This window comes from Leptolyngbya sp. PL-A3 (assembly GCF_039962325.1).
Classification (GTDB): Bacteria; Cyanobacteriota; Cyanobacteriia; order Elainellales; family Elainellaceae; genus Vacuolonema.
In genome coordinates, this window is record NZ_JAMPLB010000026.1 from 82,031 (window position 1) to 101,356 (window position 19,326).

At 52.5% G+C, this 19,326-nt stretch carries 13 protein-coding genes and 1 pseudogene; 6 read left to right on the forward strand and 8 right to left on the reverse strand.

The annotated features are described in order from the left end of the window. Positions 1-517: 517 nt before the first annotated feature. From moeB to NDI52_RS19395, 5 genes and pseudogenes are all read right to left on the reverse strand, one after another. Positions 518-1,693, reverse strand: a complete 1,176-nt coding sequence (moeB, locus tag NDI52_RS19375) for a molybdopterin-synthase adenylyltransferase MoeB (protein WP_190771240.1) — start codon at positions 1,691-1,693, stop codon at positions 518-520. 60 nt (positions 1,694-1,753) lie between these two features. Then, positions 1,754-2,266, reverse strand: coding sequence for a M67 family metallopeptidase (locus NDI52_RS19380; protein ID WP_190771239.1), 513 nt, complete (start codon positions 2,264-2,266; stop codon positions 1,754-1,756). A gap of 139 nt (positions 2,267-2,405) precedes the next feature. Continuing rightward, on the reverse strand, positions 2,406-3,701 hold the full coding sequence (gene purB, locus NDI52_RS19385) for an adenylosuccinate lyase (RefSeq protein ID WP_190771238.1): 1,296 nt from the start codon (positions 3,699-3,701) through the stop codon (positions 2,406-2,408). A 270-nt stretch (positions 3,702-3,971) separates the two neighbouring features. Next, a pseudogene (gene glgA / locus NDI52_RS19390) lies at positions 3,972-5,450 on the reverse strand (glycogen synthase GlgA); the annotation flags it as partial. Between the two features lie 88 nt (positions 5,451-5,538). Beyond that, positions 5,539-5,967 (reverse strand): hypothetical protein, encoded by a 429-nt coding sequence (locus tag NDI52_RS19395; protein ID WP_190771236.1) that lies wholly within the window; start codon positions 5,965-5,967, stop codon positions 5,539-5,541. Positions 5,968-6,387: 420 nt separating this feature from the next. On the opposite strand from NDI52_RS19395, the gene NDI52_RS19400 reads away from it, so the two are divergent. Then, positions 6,388-7,875, forward strand: coding sequence for a glycosyl hydrolase family 57 (locus tag NDI52_RS19400; RefSeq protein ID WP_190771235.1), 1,488 nt, complete (start codon positions 6,388-6,390; stop codon positions 7,873-7,875). Positions 7,876-8,219: 344 nt separating this feature from the next. On the opposite strand, the gene NDI52_RS19405 is transcribed toward NDI52_RS19400, so the two are convergent. The 3 genes from NDI52_RS19405 to NDI52_RS19415 form a co-directional block, all read right to left on the reverse strand. Then, positions 8,220-9,344: a tRNA (guanine-N1)-methyltransferase gene (locus tag NDI52_RS19405; RefSeq protein WP_190770247.1), complete on the reverse strand. Its 1,125-nt coding sequence runs from the start codon at positions 9,342-9,344 to the stop codon at positions 8,220-8,222. 211 nt (positions 9,345-9,555) lie between these two features. Further along, positions 9,556-10,632, reverse strand: a complete 1,077-nt coding sequence (locus NDI52_RS19410; RefSeq protein ID WP_190770248.1) for a polysaccharide biosynthesis/export family protein — start codon at positions 10,630-10,632, stop codon at positions 9,556-9,558. 154 nt (positions 10,633-10,786) lie between these two features. Next, positions 10,787-13,027 carry a polysaccharide biosynthesis tyrosine autokinase gene (locus NDI52_RS19415; protein WP_190770249.1) on the reverse strand — a complete coding sequence of 747 codons (2,241 nt, stop codon included), beginning with the start codon at positions 13,025-13,027 and terminating at the stop codon, positions 10,787-10,789. Between the two features lie 649 nt (positions 13,028-13,676). Between NDI52_RS19415 and NDI52_RS19420 the strand changes: the two genes are divergently transcribed. The 5 genes from NDI52_RS19420 to NDI52_RS19440 all read left to right on the forward strand — a co-directional run bounded on the left by NDI52_RS19420 (position 13,677) and on the right by NDI52_RS19440 (position 19,216). After that, complete coding sequence (locus tag NDI52_RS19420; RefSeq protein WP_190770250.1) at positions 13,677-14,459, forward strand: ABC transporter permease; 783 nt, start codon at positions 13,677-13,679, stop codon at positions 14,457-14,459. A gap of 133 nt (positions 14,460-14,592) precedes the next feature. Continuing rightward, positions 14,593-15,213 carry a TenA family transcriptional regulator gene (locus NDI52_RS19425; protein ID WP_190770251.1) on the forward strand — a complete coding sequence of 207 codons (621 nt, stop codon included), beginning with the start codon at positions 14,593-14,595 and terminating at the stop codon, positions 15,211-15,213. 326 nt (positions 15,214-15,539) lie between these two features. After that, on the forward strand, positions 15,540-17,507 hold the full coding sequence (gene acs, locus NDI52_RS19430; RefSeq protein ID WP_190770252.1) for an acetate--CoA ligase: 1,968 nt from the start codon (positions 15,540-15,542) through the stop codon (positions 17,505-17,507). 424 nt (positions 17,508-17,931) lie between these two features. Further along, a complete protein-coding gene (locus NDI52_RS19435) occupies positions 17,932-18,522 on the forward strand; it encodes an antibiotic biosynthesis monooxygenase (RefSeq protein ID WP_190770253.1) in 591 nt (196 codons plus the stop codon). A gap of 184 nt (positions 18,523-18,706) precedes the next feature. Further along, the gene (locus tag NDI52_RS19440) at positions 18,707-19,216 is read left to right on the forward strand and encodes a nuclease-related domain-containing protein (protein ID WP_190770254.1); all 510 of its coding nucleotides are present in this window, start codon (positions 18,707-18,709) and stop codon (positions 19,214-19,216) included. The last annotated feature ends 110 nt before the right edge of the window (positions 19,217-19,326 follow it).

The following is a 19,326-nucleotide window of genomic DNA, read 5'->3' on the forward strand; positions in this document are numbered from 1 at the left end:
GTAAATATAGAGCGTTTGCTATTTTGAGCGAGATTAATACTTAACACCATAGGTAGGAAGTTTAGCACTACTAAAACGCTATGGACAGCATTCCTGAGAATTTTGAGTAAGCTTCTCTTTGTTTATGGAGAACACTAAATATGGAAACGATAGGTTTAGAAATTAGTTCTTATGTTCTATAGCAATATGTTAACGTACCCATCAGAGGGAGTTTGCCAAGGATGTGTATCAGCATGGTGTCTTGTTATGTCTCCTTCAGGTTGAGCTATTGACTGAGCCCACCACTTCTTGTCTATTTGGATCACCTTGATTTGCATTCAAGAAACCCAGTGTTTCTGAAAACACTGGGCTTTTTAGCTTCCTATAGGCTTATAAGCAGTTGGTAAAACTTGCCTTACCGACCAGTGCTTGCACGATACGCGAAGCAGTGAGGGAGGCGATCGCCCTCACCCACAAAAAAAGGCTACTCCATGGAGTAGCCCAAAGATAAAGCTGAATTATTCAGCTATTAACAGACTTAATATTCGGGAACTGAAGAATCAACTTCACGGCTCCAGGCCAGGATACCGCCTTTGACGTTGGTGCCTTCGATGTTGGCCTTTTCCTTCAGGATGGACAACGCCTTCGCCGATCGCATACCACTCTTGCAGTGAACGACAAGTCGATGGCCGTTGAGCATTTCCTGAACCTTAGCAACCCCATCGCCGTTTTCAATGTCGGGCAGGGGCACCAGCACAGCACCAGGAATTTGAGCAATCTCGTACTCGTTAGGGTTCCGTACGTCCAGCAGCAGGAAGTCATCAACACCACTGTCGAGCAGTTGCTTCAGTTCCGTGACGCTCATTTCGGAGGTCTCAGCCGCTGCGGCCTCTTCCGCTGCTTTCGCTTGAGGAATACCACAGAACTCCTGGTAATCGATCAGCTTTTCGATCACGGGACGGACCGGGTTGGGCCGCAGCTTCAACTCACGGAACTTCATGTTCAAGGCATCGTATAGCAACAGGCGACCGCTCAGAGTACTGCCTGTTCCCAGAATGATCTTTACCGTTTCCGTTGCCTGAATGGTGCCAATTACACCGGGCAGCACTCCTAACACGCCACCTTCGGCGCAGGAGGGAACCATTCCGGGTGGCGGGGGTTCGGGGTAAAGGTCGCGATAGTTCGGGCCATCCTGGTAGTTGAAGACGCTGGCCTGCCCTTCGAAGCGGAAGATCGAACCGTAAACGTTAGGCTTGTTTAGCAGAACACAGGCATCGTTTACCAGATAGCGGGTGGGAAAGTTGTCGGTGCCATCAACGACGATATCGTAAGGTTCGACAATATCCAGTGCATTCTCAGAGCTGAGCATCGTTTCGTAGAGATCAACCTGACAATGGGGATTGATCTCTAGAATGCGGTTTTTCGCGGAGGCAATCTTGGGTTTGCCGACCCAGGAGGTGGCGTGGATGACCTGACGTTGCAGGTTGGAATTATCGACTACATCAAAGTCCACAATTCCAATACGACCAATCCCTGCAGCCGCCAAATACAGCAGCAAGGGAGAACCTAAACCGCCTGTACCAATGCACAGTACGCTAGCAGCTTTAAGACGCTTTTGCCCATCAACGCCGACCTCGGGCAGAATGAGGTGACGCGAATAGCGTTCGTAATCGTCTTTTGTAAGCTGGATCTCGTCTAAATTTGGATTCAGCATAGAACCGTTGAGGAAAACGATAGGGACATTCGGGGGCAAGAGAACAGGGAAGGAGACGGATTAAGCCAGGGGTATTTCGAAAGGCTCTGGTATGTCAATTCCATCCTGGATAATAAGCGGATCTAGTTGAAATTGATGCTGCTCGTCAAGGGTCCAGGATGAAAAATCACAAACATCGCCCTTCTGTACAGAAAGGATTAAATAGCTATACCGGGGCCAGGCCATTTGGCGATCGCATTCCGACGGCTTAGGCGGATGATCGGGGTGGGAGTGATATATCCCAACGACATCGATCTGCTGTTCACGACCATAGCGTTGAGCCTTTAGCAAGTCTTTGGGGTCAACCCAATAGCGATCGCCCCGACTATGAGGTGCCGTAGAGGGATCAGGCAACCCATACTCACTGACCAAACTGGCATCCCAGGCATTTTGCACCGGCCAAACCTCAGACACCATCGTTTTTAGGTCGGGCTGCAATGTGCCGAGTAGCAGTCCACAGCATTCCTCTGGATACGTTCCCTCAGCGTGGCGCCGAATTTGCTGAAACTGAGCCGCGGAAAGGTGGAGAGTCATAACACGATTGTTTGCCTTGACCCTATGCCATAGGGCAGATAGGTTACCAGCGTAACAGGTCTGGGGGGCTCATGGGGAAGAGGCAGGGCGATAAGCTACCGGACTCAACCAGAGGTAATGACTTGTAGACCCCAAAAACTTAGATGTTGAGTCGTTGATAGATGACATCCAGGTTTTTCAGTTGCTCGGCAGGATCGAAGCAATGGGCGATCTCTTCGGGGGAGAGGTTGGCCGTAACTCGCTCATCCTTCGAGATCAGGGCGCGGAAGTCGCCTTCGGGGCGGTTCCATGCCGCATGGGCGTTGGATTGCACGATGCTGTAGGCTTCCTCTCGGCTGAGCCCTTTGCCCACAAGAGCCAACAGCACTTTCTGGCTAAAGATTACTCCGCCATACACGTACATATTGCGCTGCATGTTTTCGGGGTAGACCAGCAGATTCTTGATCAGGTCGGTAGTTTCCACCAACATGAAGTGCAGCAGAATGCAGCAGTCGGGCAGAGCAACACGCTCAACCGAGCTGTGGGAAATATCCCGCTCGTGCCAGAGGGCAACGTTTTCCAACGAGGCCATGGCATGGCCTCGCAGAATCCGCGCCATTCCTGTCAATCGCTCAGAGCGAATAGGGTTGCGCTTGTGGGGCATGGCGGAGGAGCCCTTCTGACCTTTAGAGAAGAACTCTTCTACTTCCAGCACGTCGGTGCGTTGGAGGTTGCGGATCTCAACGGCGAAACGCTCGATGGATGCGCCTACTAGAGCCAGGGTTTGCAGGAATTCGGCGTGGCGATCGCGCGAAATCACCTGAGTTGAAGCAGGATCGGGCTCTAGCCCAAGCTTCTGGCAGGTCAATGCTTCGATTTTGGGGTCAATGTTGGCGTAGGTGCCCACAGCACCGGAGATCTGGCCCACTGCAATTTCTTTGTGGAGGCGGCAGAGGCGATCGCGATGCCGCAGCATTTCTGCCAACCAACCCGCCAGCTTGAAGCCAAAGGTGATCGGCTCTGCATGAATCCCATGGGAACGCCCCACCATTACGGTGTCGCGGTGCTGTTGAGCCTGGTAACGGATGGCCTGAATTAGGGCTTCCACATGATTTACAATCACATCCAGGCTGGCCACCATTTGCAGCGAGAGAGCCGTATCCAGCACATCGGAGCTGGTCATGCCCAGGTGGATGTAGCGTCCGGGTTCGCCCACGTACTCGTTCACATTGGTGAGGAACGCGATCACGTCATGGCGCACTTCGGCCTCGATTTCCAAAATGCGTTTGACATCAAAGGCTGCTTTTTCTTTGATAATGTCGACAGCTTCCTGGGGGATGTAGCCTAACTCTGCCTGCGCCTCGCAGACTGCAATCTCCACCTGGAGCCATGTCTTAAATTTGTATTCGTCTGTCCACAAGTCGCCCATTTCGGGCAGAGTATAGCGCTCAATCAAGGCTCAGTCACTGAAAACAACCGATATATTTTACTACTGGATCGGACACACCCTGGAGACCCATTTTCTTGAAGGAAACGGGCTTCCAGGGTGTGATTGTGTCTACACAGATTGAATCTGTTACTCTTCAGCGATCGCCGGTTCTGCGTCAGAATCTGTTGCATCTAACTCAGCAATCGGGAGTTCTGCGCTGGAAGTTGTAGCATCTGGGTCAGCGATCGCCCCATCCGCGTCAGTCGCTTCAGGTTCGGGTTCGGGAGCCGGGAATTCAAACTTATCGCGAATAAATTCGTAGATCCCCACATATTTCTCACCGGGATCCCGCCAGGAGTAGTCGTAGGCCATGCCTTGCAACGCTAACTTCTGGAAGTAGTCGGGGGCATTGTACCAGAGGTCAATAGCACGACCCAGAGCCGATTCCAACGCTACATTATCCGATTGATAGAACACAAAACCATTGCGTTCCTCGGGTGAGTGTTGCTGGTCGTAATCCCAGTCAAACACGGTGTTGACTAAACCGCCCACACCCCGAACAACGGGTACAGTGCCATATTTTAGGCTGATAATTTGGGTTAAGCCGCAGGGCTCGTAATTGCTAGGAACGACAATCATGTCAGCTCCCGCATAGATTAAATGCGACAGCTCTTCGTTGAAGCCCAGTTCTAAATGAATATTGGGGTTGGTGCTGAGAAATTCTTTTTCATGGCCGAACCAGTCATTAATACTGGCTTCCGTTCCCGAGCCCAGAAGCACAAATTGTGCCCCTCGACTCAGGGCATAGTACATAGAGTGATGCACCAGATGCACCCCTTTTTGCCCATCCAGGCGGCCGATGTAGCAAACGATTGGCTTGCTGGGGTCATCAGGCAGCCCCAACCGTTCTCGTAGCGCCTTCTTGTTGAGTTGTTTGACCTCAAACGTTTCAGGGCCGTAAGGATAGGGGATATAGGTATCGAGTTCGGGATTCCAGATGTTGTAATCAATTCCGTTCAGGATGCCGCCAAACTTATAGTGGTGTTGCTCCAGAGTGCTTTGCAAGCCGCATCCCTCTTCCGAGAAACGAGCTTCCCAGGCATGGTGAGGCGACACGGTGTTGACGTGGTTGGAGTAAACGATGCCGCCCTTCATGTAGTTGATAATGAAGGGGTTGAAGTTGTCTTGTAGGCGATCGGGCTGGAAGTAATAGCCTTCCTGGTTCAGGCCTGTGGCCCAAAGTACCTCAACGCCGCCAAAGCCTTGATGCTTAAAGTTGTGGATGGTGTAGCACACGCGCTGATGCCACATGCCATTCCACTTGTAGATCTCAAACAGCATCACGGGAACAAGACCCGTCTGCCAGTCATGGCAATGGATAACGTCAGGTTTTTTATTAGCTTGTTGTAAAAATTCCAGAGCAGCTTTGCTGAAGAAGGCAAAGCGCATGTTGTCGTCTTTGCAGCCGTAGTAGCAACCGCGATCGAAGTAATTGTCGGCAGAGTGAGGCCGGATGAAGAAGCACAAGCGACCGTGCACCCAGCCACAGAAGACAGAGCAGTGCACTGTGCTACCGTACCAGGGCACCCACAAATCCCGGTAGGCTTCGTGCAGCCCCCAGATGTGGTCGTAGCGCATATTGTCGTACATGGGCAGGATCAGTTCGACACAATGGCCCCGCACTTCGAGTTCTCGGCTCAAGCCATACACGACATCGCCTAGTCCACCCGCTTTAATGACGGGGGCGCATTCGGAAGCAATTTGCACGATATACATTGCGATTCCCTACCTAGCGATGGTGCAACATTTTGTTATCTTTACAAAAACTATAGGTTTACGGAATTACTGACAAGAGTGTCGCGGCTTAAGCTTCGGGTAATGGTTCCGATCCCGCTGCCAGCAATTCAGTAATAGAGGCGTGTTTCAAGGCGATATTAGGATCTCGCTGAATAGCTTGAAAATATCCTTTTTCGAGGGGCGTGCCAAATTCCGCAGGGCGGAACATCATACGGGCCTGTTCCAGGAGGGAGATTGCCTGCTCGGCAGGCACCACTTCTTTTGACATCAGCACGTCGTCCATCTGCACGATGAATTGGGACATGGGCCGCAGCCACTCGAACCACTCATGCTCAATGACGAGATTGAAGAATTGGGCGTTGTTTTGGATGCGGCCATAGTACTGCTCATAGGTAGCGCGCTCAGAGTTAAGCAGCGCCTTGTGGAGATCAAGGAGCGCCAGGCGAACAGTGCGTAAGCGTTGAAATGCGGGGCCGGAGTTCGGAAACACGGTCATGGCAACCAGCGGAAATGAGCAAGACTGCTTTCTATTTTGTCAGGCTGTTGCTTTCTTGACAGCCAATCTCATCCATAAGCATTTCAGCACTAGCGTGTTGTGGGTGGGGTGCGAAGCACCCCACCCACAACACATAAATCCTACATTTTTTGATTTTGCATGCACGAAGCATACGCAAAATCAAAAATTCCAGAGGAACGAACGGGAAAAATTCTTAAGCTCTTCCCCAATCTGAGGATCTTGCAGGTACAGTCACAGCTAGGAGGTCGGTGTTGCCGATCCCCTGCGATCGCCCCCTCAACTACTCTCCCTGCGGGTGCATTTGAAACGCTTATTTTCTGGGTTTGCCCATACAAATAGCCGTAACAAGCATCCTCAATGGGGGCGGCGCTTCTTCAGCCCCTTTATGTCAGAGCTACCATGATTGCCACTACGCTTCCCCCTCTTGAGGACACTCGATTCGGCCTGCCCAATATCTGCGGGGAGGAAGCGCGGATTCGCTCCGTCACCCATTCCTGTGATCCCGTCTTCCTCTCCATAACGAATCAGCGATTGGAGAACGTCACCGCTGGGTTTGCCTGCGCTCTGCACATGCACCAACCCACGATCCCCGCGGGTTGGGAGGGCAGTCTGATCAGTCATTTGCAGTATATGTTTGAGCATTCCGGCGAGGGGGATAACCACAACGCGGGGGTATTTGCCGAGTGCTATGGTCGCATGGGGGATTTTATTCCTCAGATGGTGCATGAGGGCTGCAATCCACGCATCATGCTGGACTATTCGGGTAACCTGCTGTGGGGGCTACGGCAGATGAACCGGGACGACATTTTGGGAAAATTGAGGCGGATTACGTGCGATCGCCAATACCAGCCCTATGTGGAGTGGCTGGGCACGATGTGGAGCCATGCCGTCGTTCCTTCCACCCCGATCCCCGATCTCAAGCTACATATTCAGGCGTGGCAGCATTACTTCGCGGCACTCTTCGGTTACGAGGCTTTAGCCCGAGTTCGTGGTTTCTCTCCGCCAGAGATGCATCTTCCCAACCACCCCGACACGCTTTACGAGTACATCAAAGCTCTGAAGGAATGTGGCTATCAGTGGCTTCTGGTGCAGGAGCATTCGGTTGAGACGCTGGAGGGGCATGGTTTGCCCCATGACCAGAAGTACATTCCCAATCGCCTGGTTGCCCGCAATTCTCACGGGGAAGTTATCAGTATTACGGCTCTCATTAAAACTCAGGGCTCGGATACTAAGCTGGTGGCGCAGATGCAGCCCTACTTTGAGGCGAAGGGCCGGGGGCGGCAGACGGTTGGATCTGTGGAAGTTCCCTCATTGGTGAGCCAGATTGCGGATGGAGAAAACGGCGGCGTCATGATGAATGAGTTTCCCCGCGACTTTTTCCGTATCCACTATGAGATTCGCGAGCAGGGGGGCGGCCTTCACGGTACGGTGCCGATGAATGGTACAGAGTATCTGGAGTTAATTGAAGCGGCTGGGGCGAAGCCTGAGGATTATCCGGTCTGTCAGGCGGTGCAGCAGCATAAGATCTGGCAGCGAGTGGAACCGGAGCAGGCGAGTCCGGAGGCGATCGCCCGAACTATTCAAGACCTTCAGCAAAGCGATCCTCATTTTCATATGGATGGGGCATCGTGGACGGATAATTTGAGCTGGGTGCGTGGTTACGAAAACGTTTTGGAACCTATGAATCAGCTCAGTGCTGCTTTTCATCAACGATTTGACGAGCCGTTAGCAGCGGATGCTGGCGTTGCCCAAACTCCCGAATATCAGAGAGCTCTGCTCTATAACCTTTTGTTGCAAACGAGTTGCTTCCGCTATTGGGGCCAGGGTGTCTGGACGGATTATGCGCGGGCTTTGTATGAGCGGGGCATGGATGCAATAAAAGCGTGAGAATTTTAGTCAGGACATGAGAAGGGAGTGAGTGCGAAGCACTCACTCCCTTCTCATGTCCTGACTATTCAGTGGAGAAGTTGCAAGGACCCTGCTTGGAGGCGCGTCGCCCTCCAAACCTCCCGACTGGGGGAGGGACAGCCCGTCCCCCAGACCCCCTACAACCTCAGTTCGGGTTAAGGGCTTTTTCGAGTGCCGCGCTTCGCGCGGCACTCGAAAAAGCCCATTATTGCGTGCGCGTCGCGCACGCAATAATGGGCGGTTCGGCTTATCCCGAACTGACGTTAGACAAGGAGGTTTTGCAGGGGTGGTGTTAGGCCGCTTCGCATCTGTGGGGTTTTTGATCAGGTTTGGGTGGTGTTGTTTGCTTTGATGCAAACTTCTAGGGGGGCGTCTGTTTTGATGGCTTGGGGGTTGAGGTGGGTGCGGCAGGCGCGATAACCCCAGGATTGTAGGGTTTGAATCAGGTGCGATCGCTCTCCCACATCACATTTCCCCCGGCGTCCGATTTCCCCCAGGGGAAAAAAGTAGGGAGGCATCTCGGATTCATCCTGCATGACTGTGAGCAATTCGCGGGTGGTTGTCCAGTTCCAGGTATCTGCCTGGGTTTGCATGGCGGTGAGGTAACGATCGCTATGCAGCGCCCCTAACCACATGGGCCCGCTGAGGCTAAAGGGGTGGCTGTCGTTGGGACAGCGTGCCTTTCCTAACTTCTGCCAGGAAATTGTCTGGTAATTGCCGCAGGTATGGCAGTAACCAAGAAAGCCGTAAGTGGTCTCTGAAAGGGTTGTTTGGGATTGCAGTCGCAGCATTACCCGCCAGGTTTGACCGCAAAACCAGGAGAAAATGGGGACGATACCCAACCCTCGGGAGGCGGCAAGTTGTGCGGCGCTACCGATGAGCAACCGCAACCCCTGCTCATGCACAGCGGGGTGAGAGCGGGCATAGGCTCCGTAGGCAGCGAGGGAGGAGTGGGGCGATCGCCCTCCTATGGCTCGTCCATCGGTGCTCGTAATATAAAGTAGCCCTCCTAGCGCCACCGCCCATAGAGCAGAACTTAGATGAGGGGCAGCGCTGCCAAAGCCATCTACATCTACCAGATCGTAAAAATCTCGCTGGCGATAGCATTCAAAAAAGACTTGATTGGCATCCAGATCGGTCACTTGGTAGCGCGTTGTAGGAAGCGCCTGCTCTAAGTTTCTCCTGAGAATGGAGCCGACCTCGGGATTGCCATCATTGGCCCAGACCCAATCAGCCTCACTTTCCAGGGCGTAACGGAGCGATCGCACTCCACAGGCTGCCATGCTGTCCAACACCCTCAGCCGTCCGACTTCGGCGCGATAAACTGCAGCCGCCAACACTCCCAGATCTCGGGCCCGGTAGCTTGGGTGACGGTAGAAGGCACCTCCTATGCGAAACCGGGCTTTTCCTTCCTGGTGCTCGGCTTCATCATTACCCTCAGGGGCCATATCTACCCTTCCCAATCAGCACAAAACCCGAATATACAGCGTTTATGGCTGTATATTCGGGCGCTAAGTCGAGGTGTATCAAGACGGGCGAGAGCTTTGAAAAATGCGCAAGTCCGGCTGTCTTTTGCTCTCTGCTTGCTAGGGCACGCTTTAGAGCTCGTTGGAGAGGTTTTTTTACACAAAGGGTACGAAAAAACTTCTCAAGCAAGCCTTAGTTTCCGAAGATGCTATCAATGATGTCCACAGCCCGACCGAAGGGTGTCAAGGCCCGAAGGGCGACATCAAGGAAATTCAGGTTCTCGTCTTTCGGCACGATGACCACATCTCCTTCCTGTACCTGGAAATCGTCCATCAAATTTCTCAGATCCATATCATGGCGTTCAACCTGGCCCTGCTCGTTCATCCGCACGAAGACGACGTCATCCAACTCGGCATCGGTTGTGGGGCCTCCGGCGATCGCCACTGCACTGGAAACTGAACTGTTTGGAGGAACCGCCACTTCACCAGGGTTAACCACCTCACCCACGACCCGGACCCGCACCGTTTCTGGAGCCAGGCTAGACCGGGAAATGAGCCGCTGATCAACCTCGCCACTGGCAAGTCGGGGCACGTAGATAGAATCTCCATCCTGCAGGATCAGATCGGGAGCGAGTGTGCCCGACGAAATAGCATCCCACAGGTTAATGACAGTCGGTTCAGAGCTACCGCTATTGTCAAAGCGGCGGAGCTCAATACCACGAAGGTCGGCATATCGGGTAATCCCGCCTGCCCGCACCAGTGCGGTTGAAAGGCTGGGGGTAACTTCTTCTGCCTGGTTCCCGCCCTGGGTGTTAATCAGACCACGCAGCCGCACAGGACCGGGTCGTTGCACTTCCCCTGTTACGTTTACTTCTACTGGACGGAGCGTTACTAAGGTGACGGCAACATCGGGTTCTACCAGATAGTTGTTCAGGTCACGTTCCAGTTGCAGCGCTAACTGGTCAGGCGTCATTCCGGCTACCTGAACAGAGTTGAGCAGCGGCAACAGAATGGTGCCATCTGACAAAACTACTTTCTGGACCGTCATTTCGTCGTAGCCGTAGACGGTAATCCCAATCTCATCACCTGGCCCCAGAATGTAATTGGGAGCCACTACCTGCCCACCGGAGCGGGTTCCTTGTATGGTCTGAGTGATGCTTGGGGATTCCGGTGCCGTCTGTGCTAGAGCTGGAACTGCCAGCATCAAGCTCACGAGCGATGGGGCCAGCAACGAACTCGAAAACCGCCAGAGCCAGGTTGTTTGTGCCATGTTCAGCCACCGTGTATCGATAAATTCTGAAGGGTAAGGGAGACTGGGGAACCACGCCCGAAGGAACGGTTGCCCAATCTGGTTATTTCGTAAGAGTTGTGAGTGCTATTGGGAGAGCGGGCCGAAACCCTGAATCCAGGGTTTCGGTTGCCCATTAACCTCGGAAGTCACCGGAGCGATCGCGCGCTGCCGTCAAAGTCCGCTCAATAGACTGGCCTAGCGAAGCAGGCAGACTGCGTTGGCCCTGATACTCGCGGGAGTAGTAGAAGTAGCTGTCGGGCTCGTTGCGCACATCGACGCCATTGACCACAATCCCCAGCACGTCTTGACCCGATTGCTCCAGGAAGTCCTTGGTGGCTTTGGCGCTGCGAGAATTGACCACACCAGGCCGTACCATCAGCAGCATGCCATCGACCATCTTCCCGAGCACTGAAGCATCAGCGGTTCCTGACAGGGGTGGTGTGTCAAACAGCACGTAGTCGTACTCGTCCGAGAATTCTCGAATGAGGGCCGACATCCGGTTTGAGTCAAGCAGTGCTACAGGGTTTGGTGGAATAACCCCAGCAGTCAGTACATCCAGATTGGGCATGACTCGCTGCACCAGCGTACGGAAGTCGAGTTGATCAACCAGGGCGTTGCTCAGACCCATACCGTTCGTTAAATCCCAGGCATGGTGTTGAGAGGGATGGCGCATATCGGCATCCACCAGCAGGACTCGGTGCCCTACCTGGGCGATCGCCACCGCCAGGTTTGCCGATACCTCTGATTTCCCTTCCCGGGGAGCCGAACTCGTAATGACCAGAGACTTAATTTCGCGATCGGAGCTGAGGAATTTCAGATTCGCCTGAAGCATCTGATAGGCTTCTGCCACAGGAGAATGCGGGCAATCTTGAGCGATGATACGAGGAATGGAGCGCTCCATGTCACCGTTGGAGCGCAAGCGTCCATCTCGGCTAAAGGAGGGAATGATCCCTAGCAGGGTGTAGCCAAATAGCTCCCGAGCTTCTTTGACCGTTTTCAGCGAACGATCGACCAGATCGAGCATGAGGGCTGTTGCCAGACCTGCCAGGAGACCCACGACACCCCCAAGCAATAGATAGACGCCTTTGCCAGGGCTACTGGGTGAAGCAGGCGGCTCTGCCGGAGAAATTAGACGGGCGTTTCCAGTGTTCTGGTTTTCTGAAACTTGAATTTCTTGAAGACGAGTCAGCAGAGTTTCATAGGTCGCCTGTGCGGCCTGAAGCCGTCGCTCCAACTCCCGCTGGGTCTGCTCCAGACGAGGCAAGACACCCATCCGTTCCCGGTAGCTTTGCTGTGCGCTGCTCAGGGTACGCACCTGATTTTCTAACCCGGCTCGTTGTGCTTCGGCCTGGATCAGATTGGCAATGAGATCCTGTTCAACGCTGCCCGCTTGCAGATCACCCTGCGAGATGCCCTGGGTGCTACCCGCCACTTCACCGACCCGGCGGTTGAGCTCGCTGGTCAGAGCGTCTACCTCGCGCTGGGCACTGGCGATCGCCGGGTGGTTATCCCGGTACCGTGTGCGCTGCACCTCCAGGTTGCTCTGGGCCGTTTGTAGCTGGGTAAAAACTTCCTGAATACCAGGGGCCTGGCTAACCGATGCAACCACCAAAGCTTGTTCTGGAGTGAGGCCCAACTGTCCCTGTAAAATCGATGCCCGAGCAGATGCATCCGTCAACTGAGCCTGAGCCGTGGTGAGCTGTTGCTGCAAGTTCGAGATTACGTCAACGGCTGAGGTCGCCTCTTGCTCCAGGGCAACGACGCCATTGCTTTCTTTAAACTCCCGTAGAGTTGCTTCAGCTTCTCTTACGGCTGCTTCTGTCTTAGGCAGTTGCTCAGCGATAAACTTACGGGCTTCCGCTGCATCTTGCCGCTTAATATCAATGCTTTGTTGGGAGTAGGCTGTTGCAACGGCATTGACGATCGCCGCTGCCTCTTCCGGATCATCAGACTTATACGTGATTTGTAGAATGTCAGTACCGCCGATAGGCTTCGCGGTGAGTGAACTGAGCAATGCGCCGGGCTGTAAAGGCTGGCCCTCGTCATCTTTCAGTTGCAACTCATCGATCACCTTCTGGGCCACGGGGGCAGAACGCAATACTTCGGCCTGGGTTGTCAGAACGCTACTTTCCCGGTCGACCGATTGGTTGCGGTTATCTTCTGCTTGCAAGAGACCAACTAACGCGGTCTGACGGTCCACTTTAAGCAGCAATCGTCCGACTGCTTCGTACTCCGGATCTTTGCGGGTTGCCGCAAACGCTGACAGGGCAACCACCAAGCCAAAGACGGCCGTTGCAGGCAGCCACCGCCGCCGGATAAGTGACCAGAACTTCTGTAAGTCCAGTTCGTCGGGATAGTATTGCTTCGCTTCCATAACAATGCCTCAGACTGACATGCGTCTACAAATGGTTTGTATCCGAACCGAACCCTACTAGAACCCGGAATACCCGGAGAACATCCTCAAGATATTCGGATTTTACGGATCTTCCAATGAAGCTTGAATAAAGCTCTTAAAGTTCGTATGAAGTCAACATAAACTTCAGAGGTGCAAAATTCAGAATCTTTTTCCTGTAAAGGTTTCAGGTTTTCCATAAATTTCCTGAATTCCTTCAAAAACCCTATTCAAACAATTAATTTGCCTTGATAAATAGCGTGATCAAGACGAACATTTCATTCAGACATCTGCCATAAGAGCGAACTTCCTTAATGCCCCTAATTTCGAGATAGCAGACTCCCAATCAACACTCCAGGTTCCTGGAATAAGTCAAAGTTTCCTGAGGAAATCATGGACCGAAGGGGAGAGATCTGAATGCAACAGCATAATTCTTTCAGTAAAGCCTTCATGAACACGATTTCGCCCTATCTGAAGGAATAGATTTTTTACGTTCTACCATTGTTTTATTACGGATTACAACTAGAGCACGGGTTGATGCTTCTAGCTGCAATACGGTAAATACGGATATATTGACCTAGAAAAATGCGGTTATGTGGCGAAATCTTTACACTTCATCTCGAGGCTTCCCATGCAACGCTACGTCTCTCTGCTAAAGCGCTTCTGGGAAACAGCGATCGCTGCCGAACTGGAATATCGAGCTAACTTTGCGATCGCCAGCCTCAGTAGCTTGGGCAGTCTCTCGGGTAGCCTATTCGGGCTCTTCTTGTTCTACCGAAACAATTACACCTTTGAGGGATGGAGTTGGGACGAAGCTCTGATTATTCTGGGCATATTCACAATCTTGCAGGGATTTGCTGGAACCCTACTAAGTCCTAACCTCAGCAAGATTGTGGAACAAGTGCAGAGCGGCACTCTGGACTTCGTCCTGCTCAAGCCGATTGATTCTCAATTCTGGCTCTCTCTACGAACGGTATCTCCGTGGGGAATGCCCGACATTCTGTTTGGCCTGATAATTCTGGGTTATGCGGGAAACCGCTTGTATCTTCCGCTTCAGGGTTATTTGTGGGGCCTGCTTCCTCTGGCTTTTGGGCTGTTTAGCCTCTATAGCCTGTGGTTTATCTTAGGAGCTACAAGCATCTGGTTTGTCAAAATCTATAACGTAACGGAAGTACTGCGGGGATTGCTGGAGGCGGGGCGTTACCCGATGGTGGCTTACCCCGTGGCTTACCGTTTCTTTTTTACCTTCGTGATCCCAGTCGCCTTCCTAACGACCGTTCCGGCGGAGGCCATCTTAGGTCGCGGTAGCGGCGGGTGGATTTTTGCAGCAGGGGGGTTAGCGATCGCCCTCTTCATTGCCTCCCGGCTTTTCTGGCGCTTTGCTCTACGGTTTTACACCAGTGCTTCCAGCTAGGAATATGCACTTGGCATGAGAACACATGGGGGTTATTCATTCAGGTGGGTGGCCTAGGTATAGCGCAATGTGACGTTGATTAGTACGGTGGTGTGAGGCACTTCACGCTCCATATCACCCCACTGAACTTTGTATGAGACTCACCTGTCAAAGTCTTCTTGATAAACATCCGCAACTCTGGCACGATGCCACGGTGCATCCCTTCCTTCAAGATTGCCAACAGGGCACCATTCAGCCCGCTCAATTCAACACCTGGTTGGTGCAAGACTATATCTTTGTGCTGGAATGCACCCGCATGGCAGCGCGTCTCCTCAGTGCCGCTCCTCCCGTGCATTTTGATGTGATTTTGGGAGGGCTGGGGGCATTGAAAACTGAGATCGTTTGGTTCCAGGACAATGCCACCAAGCGCCAGCTTGACCTCTCGGCCTCCCCACAGGCGATCTGTGCAGAATACTGCCAGTACATGCATGACTTGGGTTCCCAACCCTATGCCCTGCAAGCGGTCGGTTTCTGGGCCATCGAAGCCGCTTACAACCAGGCCTGGCAAGGGCACAGTCCTATGCCTGAGCCCTATACCGAGTTTGGCGATCGCTGGGGCAATGCAGGCTTCAGTGCTTATGTCACCGAACTGGGCCGACAGGCAGACGAAGCATTAGCCAGTGCGGATCCCTCCCTCTATCCCCGTGCTGAAACTGTTTTTTTGGAAGTTTCTCGACTGGAGAAAGATTTTTGGCAGATGGCTTATCAGGGGTAATTCATATTCGTAAAACCCATCGTTGTACTCGTTTCATAGGGGGAGAGGCCGTGCATAGCACGGCCTCTCCCCCTATGAAAATAAGGACTCTTATAAATCGTCTAGCATGCTGTATCAGACCCTCTATTGTCATGGGTTTTTAGTATAGTTTTTGGGTGGGAAACGTTTATATGACGTTTCCGGAATGTATTGCCGGGAGCGCATTCTGCTTTCCAATACCTATTAAGGAACCTTTACGTCTAGCCCACAACATCCCAAAAAACCGTATGGTTTTGAATGATAAGTAATCTGCCATTCGGGCTTGATTCCATCACCACATTTTGGCTATGTCGCAACCCACCATTGAATCTATCCTTCAAGAAAATCGCTCTTTTGCACCTCCTGCTGCGTTCGCCCAGCAAGCCTATATCAAAAGCCTGGAAGACTACGAGCAGATTTACGAACGAGCCAAAGCTGACCCCGTCAAGTTTTGGGAAGAGCTAGCCCAAAAAGAACTGCACTGGTTTGAAAAATGGCATACCGCCCTCGACTGGCAGCCTCCTTTCGTGAAATGGTTCGACGGCGGCAAAACCAACATCTCCTACAACTGCCTTGATCGCCATGTCAGCACCTGGCGCAAAAACAAAGCCGCTCTCATCTGGGAAGGAGAACCGGGTGATTCGCGCACTCTTACCTATGGCCAGCTGCACCGGGAAGTCTGTCAGTTTGCCAATGCGCTAAAAGGCCTGGGTATTCAGAAAGGAGATGTCGTCGGGATCTACATGCCGATGATTCCTGAGGCCGCGATCGCCATGCTGGCCTGTGCTCGCATTGGAGCTGCTCATACGGTGGTGTTCGGTGGCTTTAGTGCAGAGGCATTGCGCGATCGCCTCGCCGACGGTAAAGCCAAATTGGTGATTACAGCCGATGGCGGCTGGCGCAAAGATTCTATCGTGCCCCTCAAAGATCAGGTGGATAAAGCCCTGAGCGAAGGGGTCACCACCGTAGACAACGTGCTGGTGGTCGAGCGTACCAAGCAGCAAATTCACATGGAGCCGGGCCGAGATCACTGGTGGCACGATCTCCGCAAAACTGTTTCTGCGGATTGTCCCGCCGAACCCATGAACAGCGAAGATATGCTGTTCATTCTTTACACCTCTGGCAGCACGGGCAAACCTAAAGGAGTTGTCCATACGACCGCTGGCTACAATCTTTACACCCACATCACCACCAAGTGGATCTTTGACCTGCAAGACACCGATGTGTATTGGTGTACTGCTGATGTGGGTTGGATTACGGGCCACAGCTACATTGTCTACGGGCCCCTTTCCAATGGTGCCACCACCGTCATGTATGAAGGCGCGCCTCGCCCTTCTAACCCCGGTTGCTTCTGGGATGTAATTGAAAAATATGGCGTCACTATTTTCTATACCGCTCCCACCGCCATCCGTGCCTTTATCAAGATGGGCGAGCAGCTGCCCAAAGCTCGTAACCTCTCCTCCTTGCGCTTGCTGGGTACAGTGGGCGAGCCCATCAACCCGGAAGCCTGGATGTGGTACTACCGGGTTATCGGCCAGGAGCGTTGCCCCATTGTGGATACCTGGTGGCAAACAGAGACGGGCGGAATTATGATCACGCCGCTACCGGGGGCGATTCCTGCCAAACCCGGCTCTGCCACCCTGCCCTTCCCCGGCGTTCTGGCCGATGTCGTGGACCTGGATGGTAACCCCGTCCCTGATAACGAAGGTGGTTATCTGGTTATGCGGCATCCCTGGCCCGGTATGATGCGAACGGTTTACGGCGACCCCGATCGCTTCCGCCGCACCTACTGGGAGCACATCGCGCCCCGTGATGGACAATACCTCTACTTCGCGGGGGATGGTGCCCGCCGTGATAACGATGGTTACTACTGGGTGATGGGCCGGGTCGATGACGTTATCAGCGTGTCGGGTCACCGTCTGGGCACGATGGAAATTGAGTCGGCTCTGGTGTCGCACCCTGCAGTTGCAGAGGCCGCTGTAGTCGGTAAGCCTGATGAGATTAAGGGGGAAGACATTGTTGCCTTCGTGATGCTCGAAGGTGGCTATGAACCCAGCGAAGACCTCAGCAAGGAGCTAAAGAAACACGTTGTTCAGGAAATCGGGGCGCTGGCTCGCCCTGGTGATATCCGTTTTAGCGATGCCTTACCTAAGACTCGGTCGGGCAAGATCATGCGTCGTCTCCTGCGCAATCTAGCGGCCGGTCAGGAGATCTCGGGTGACACCTCCACCCTGGAGGATCGTTCCGTTCTTGACAAACTGCGGGAAGGTTCCTGAGTATCCATCTAAAAAACTACTTTTTCGTCGGCATAGCGCACGAAAGAGTTAAAGAGCAGGTGAGGTCTGACCTTACCTGCTCTTTATTTGTACAAATGAAATGGCGATCGCAATCCATTAACCAGATACATCGAACTACGTACTTAACGTCAGCTCGGGATAAGCCGAACCGCCCATTATTGCGTGCGCGACGCGCACGCAATAATGGGCCTTTTCGAGTGCCGCGCGAAGCGCGGCACTCGAAAAGGCCCTTAACCCGAACTGAGGTTACTTAGAACCTGTCTTATAACAATACGGCTGAGATTGTGTAGGGCGAATCGGGCGTGGAACCTCTAATAAAGTTAGTTAAAAAATTCCGAATCTGGGTTTCGAGTTTCCTTGCCTATAATTCCTAAACGGGGCGATCGCTTGGGATGGTTTTAGCATGAAAGAGATTCAACAACGCACTGATGCAATTACGCTGGTGATTTCAGAGGTCGTTGAACCCGATCGCCTTCAGGAATATGAAGTCTGGGCAAAAGGAATTAATCAGGCGGTTCAACAAGCTGAGGGGTTTCTAGGGGTTGACGTAATTCGGCCTCGTGACCACGATTACCCAGAGTATGTTGTCATTGTCAAATTTGATCATTACCAACATCTGCGCCAGTGGCTGACGTCATCTACCTACCAAGCCTGGATGGCAGAGGCCCATAAATTTATTTCCGTGCGATCGCAACAAGAACTTCCCAACGGCTTGGAGCTGTGGTTTACATTACCGCAACCGACGCAACAGCGATCGCAGCCTCCCTTTTACAAACAAGTTATTGTTGGTGTTCTAGCGGTCTATCCCTTAATTCTGCTAGCCAACGCAGTGCTCGGCCCATGGTTGAACGGTTTACATCCACTCCTGGGGCTGCTCATTTCAGTAATATTTGTCTCTACCTTATTAACGTATCCAGTTATGCCATGGCTAACCAAACTATTAAATACCTGGTTGTATCCACCCACCCAAAAGCGGTCTAAGAGAAGTCATTAATGGGATAAAACGGGCCGTGAAACTGCAGTTTCACGGCCCGTTTTATAGCTCTATTTAGCAACGGATGGCTACGGGTGTAGTTATTGCTGAATGAATAACACTCCCTGTTAAAGCGTCAATGGTTTTTCGGAATGCTAGAGGTATAGCCTGTGACCAGGCGCATAGGCAGACTGAAACCAACGCTATGGCGAAATCTCATCGGAAGGCTGGAGAAAACATTCGCAAGCTCGCTGCTAAACGTAAGCTCAAGGCTGTGATTGCTTTTTCTGCTGCTATTTTTTCCTTGGTTGGCTCGATTTATTTAAGCAATGCCCTCAAAGGGCTAACAACCCAGCTTTTAACGATTACCTCCACTTCAACGGCGACCACGGTTCAACAACCTGATTTTTCCTATTTGTTCTATATAGTAGGTTTCCTGGTTGCTACTGGCTTCGTATCCCAGGGGCTATTTTTATGGAAACGGGCTCAACATGCTGAACAGGGAGCCGAGGGAGAAGAAGCGATCGCCCAAACCCTTCTCCCATTAGCTCAGGAAGGCTGGCAATTTGAATATGGCTTGATGCTAGGTAAAGGATTAGGCGATGCTGATATTATTGGCCTTTCTCCCAAGGGGAAAGGTTTCGTGATTGATGTGAAATCTCACGGCGGAGAAATTGAGGTACAGGGCGATGGGAGCATGTCACCTTTGCGATGAGTAGAAATGCCTAAGAGGAACTGAAGTGCTGGAAAAGTTAGGTTGTATCAGCGAAAATCAGAGCTATCTACTTCGCAGACAAAGCCATGCAACCTGAACAAGAGCAAGCC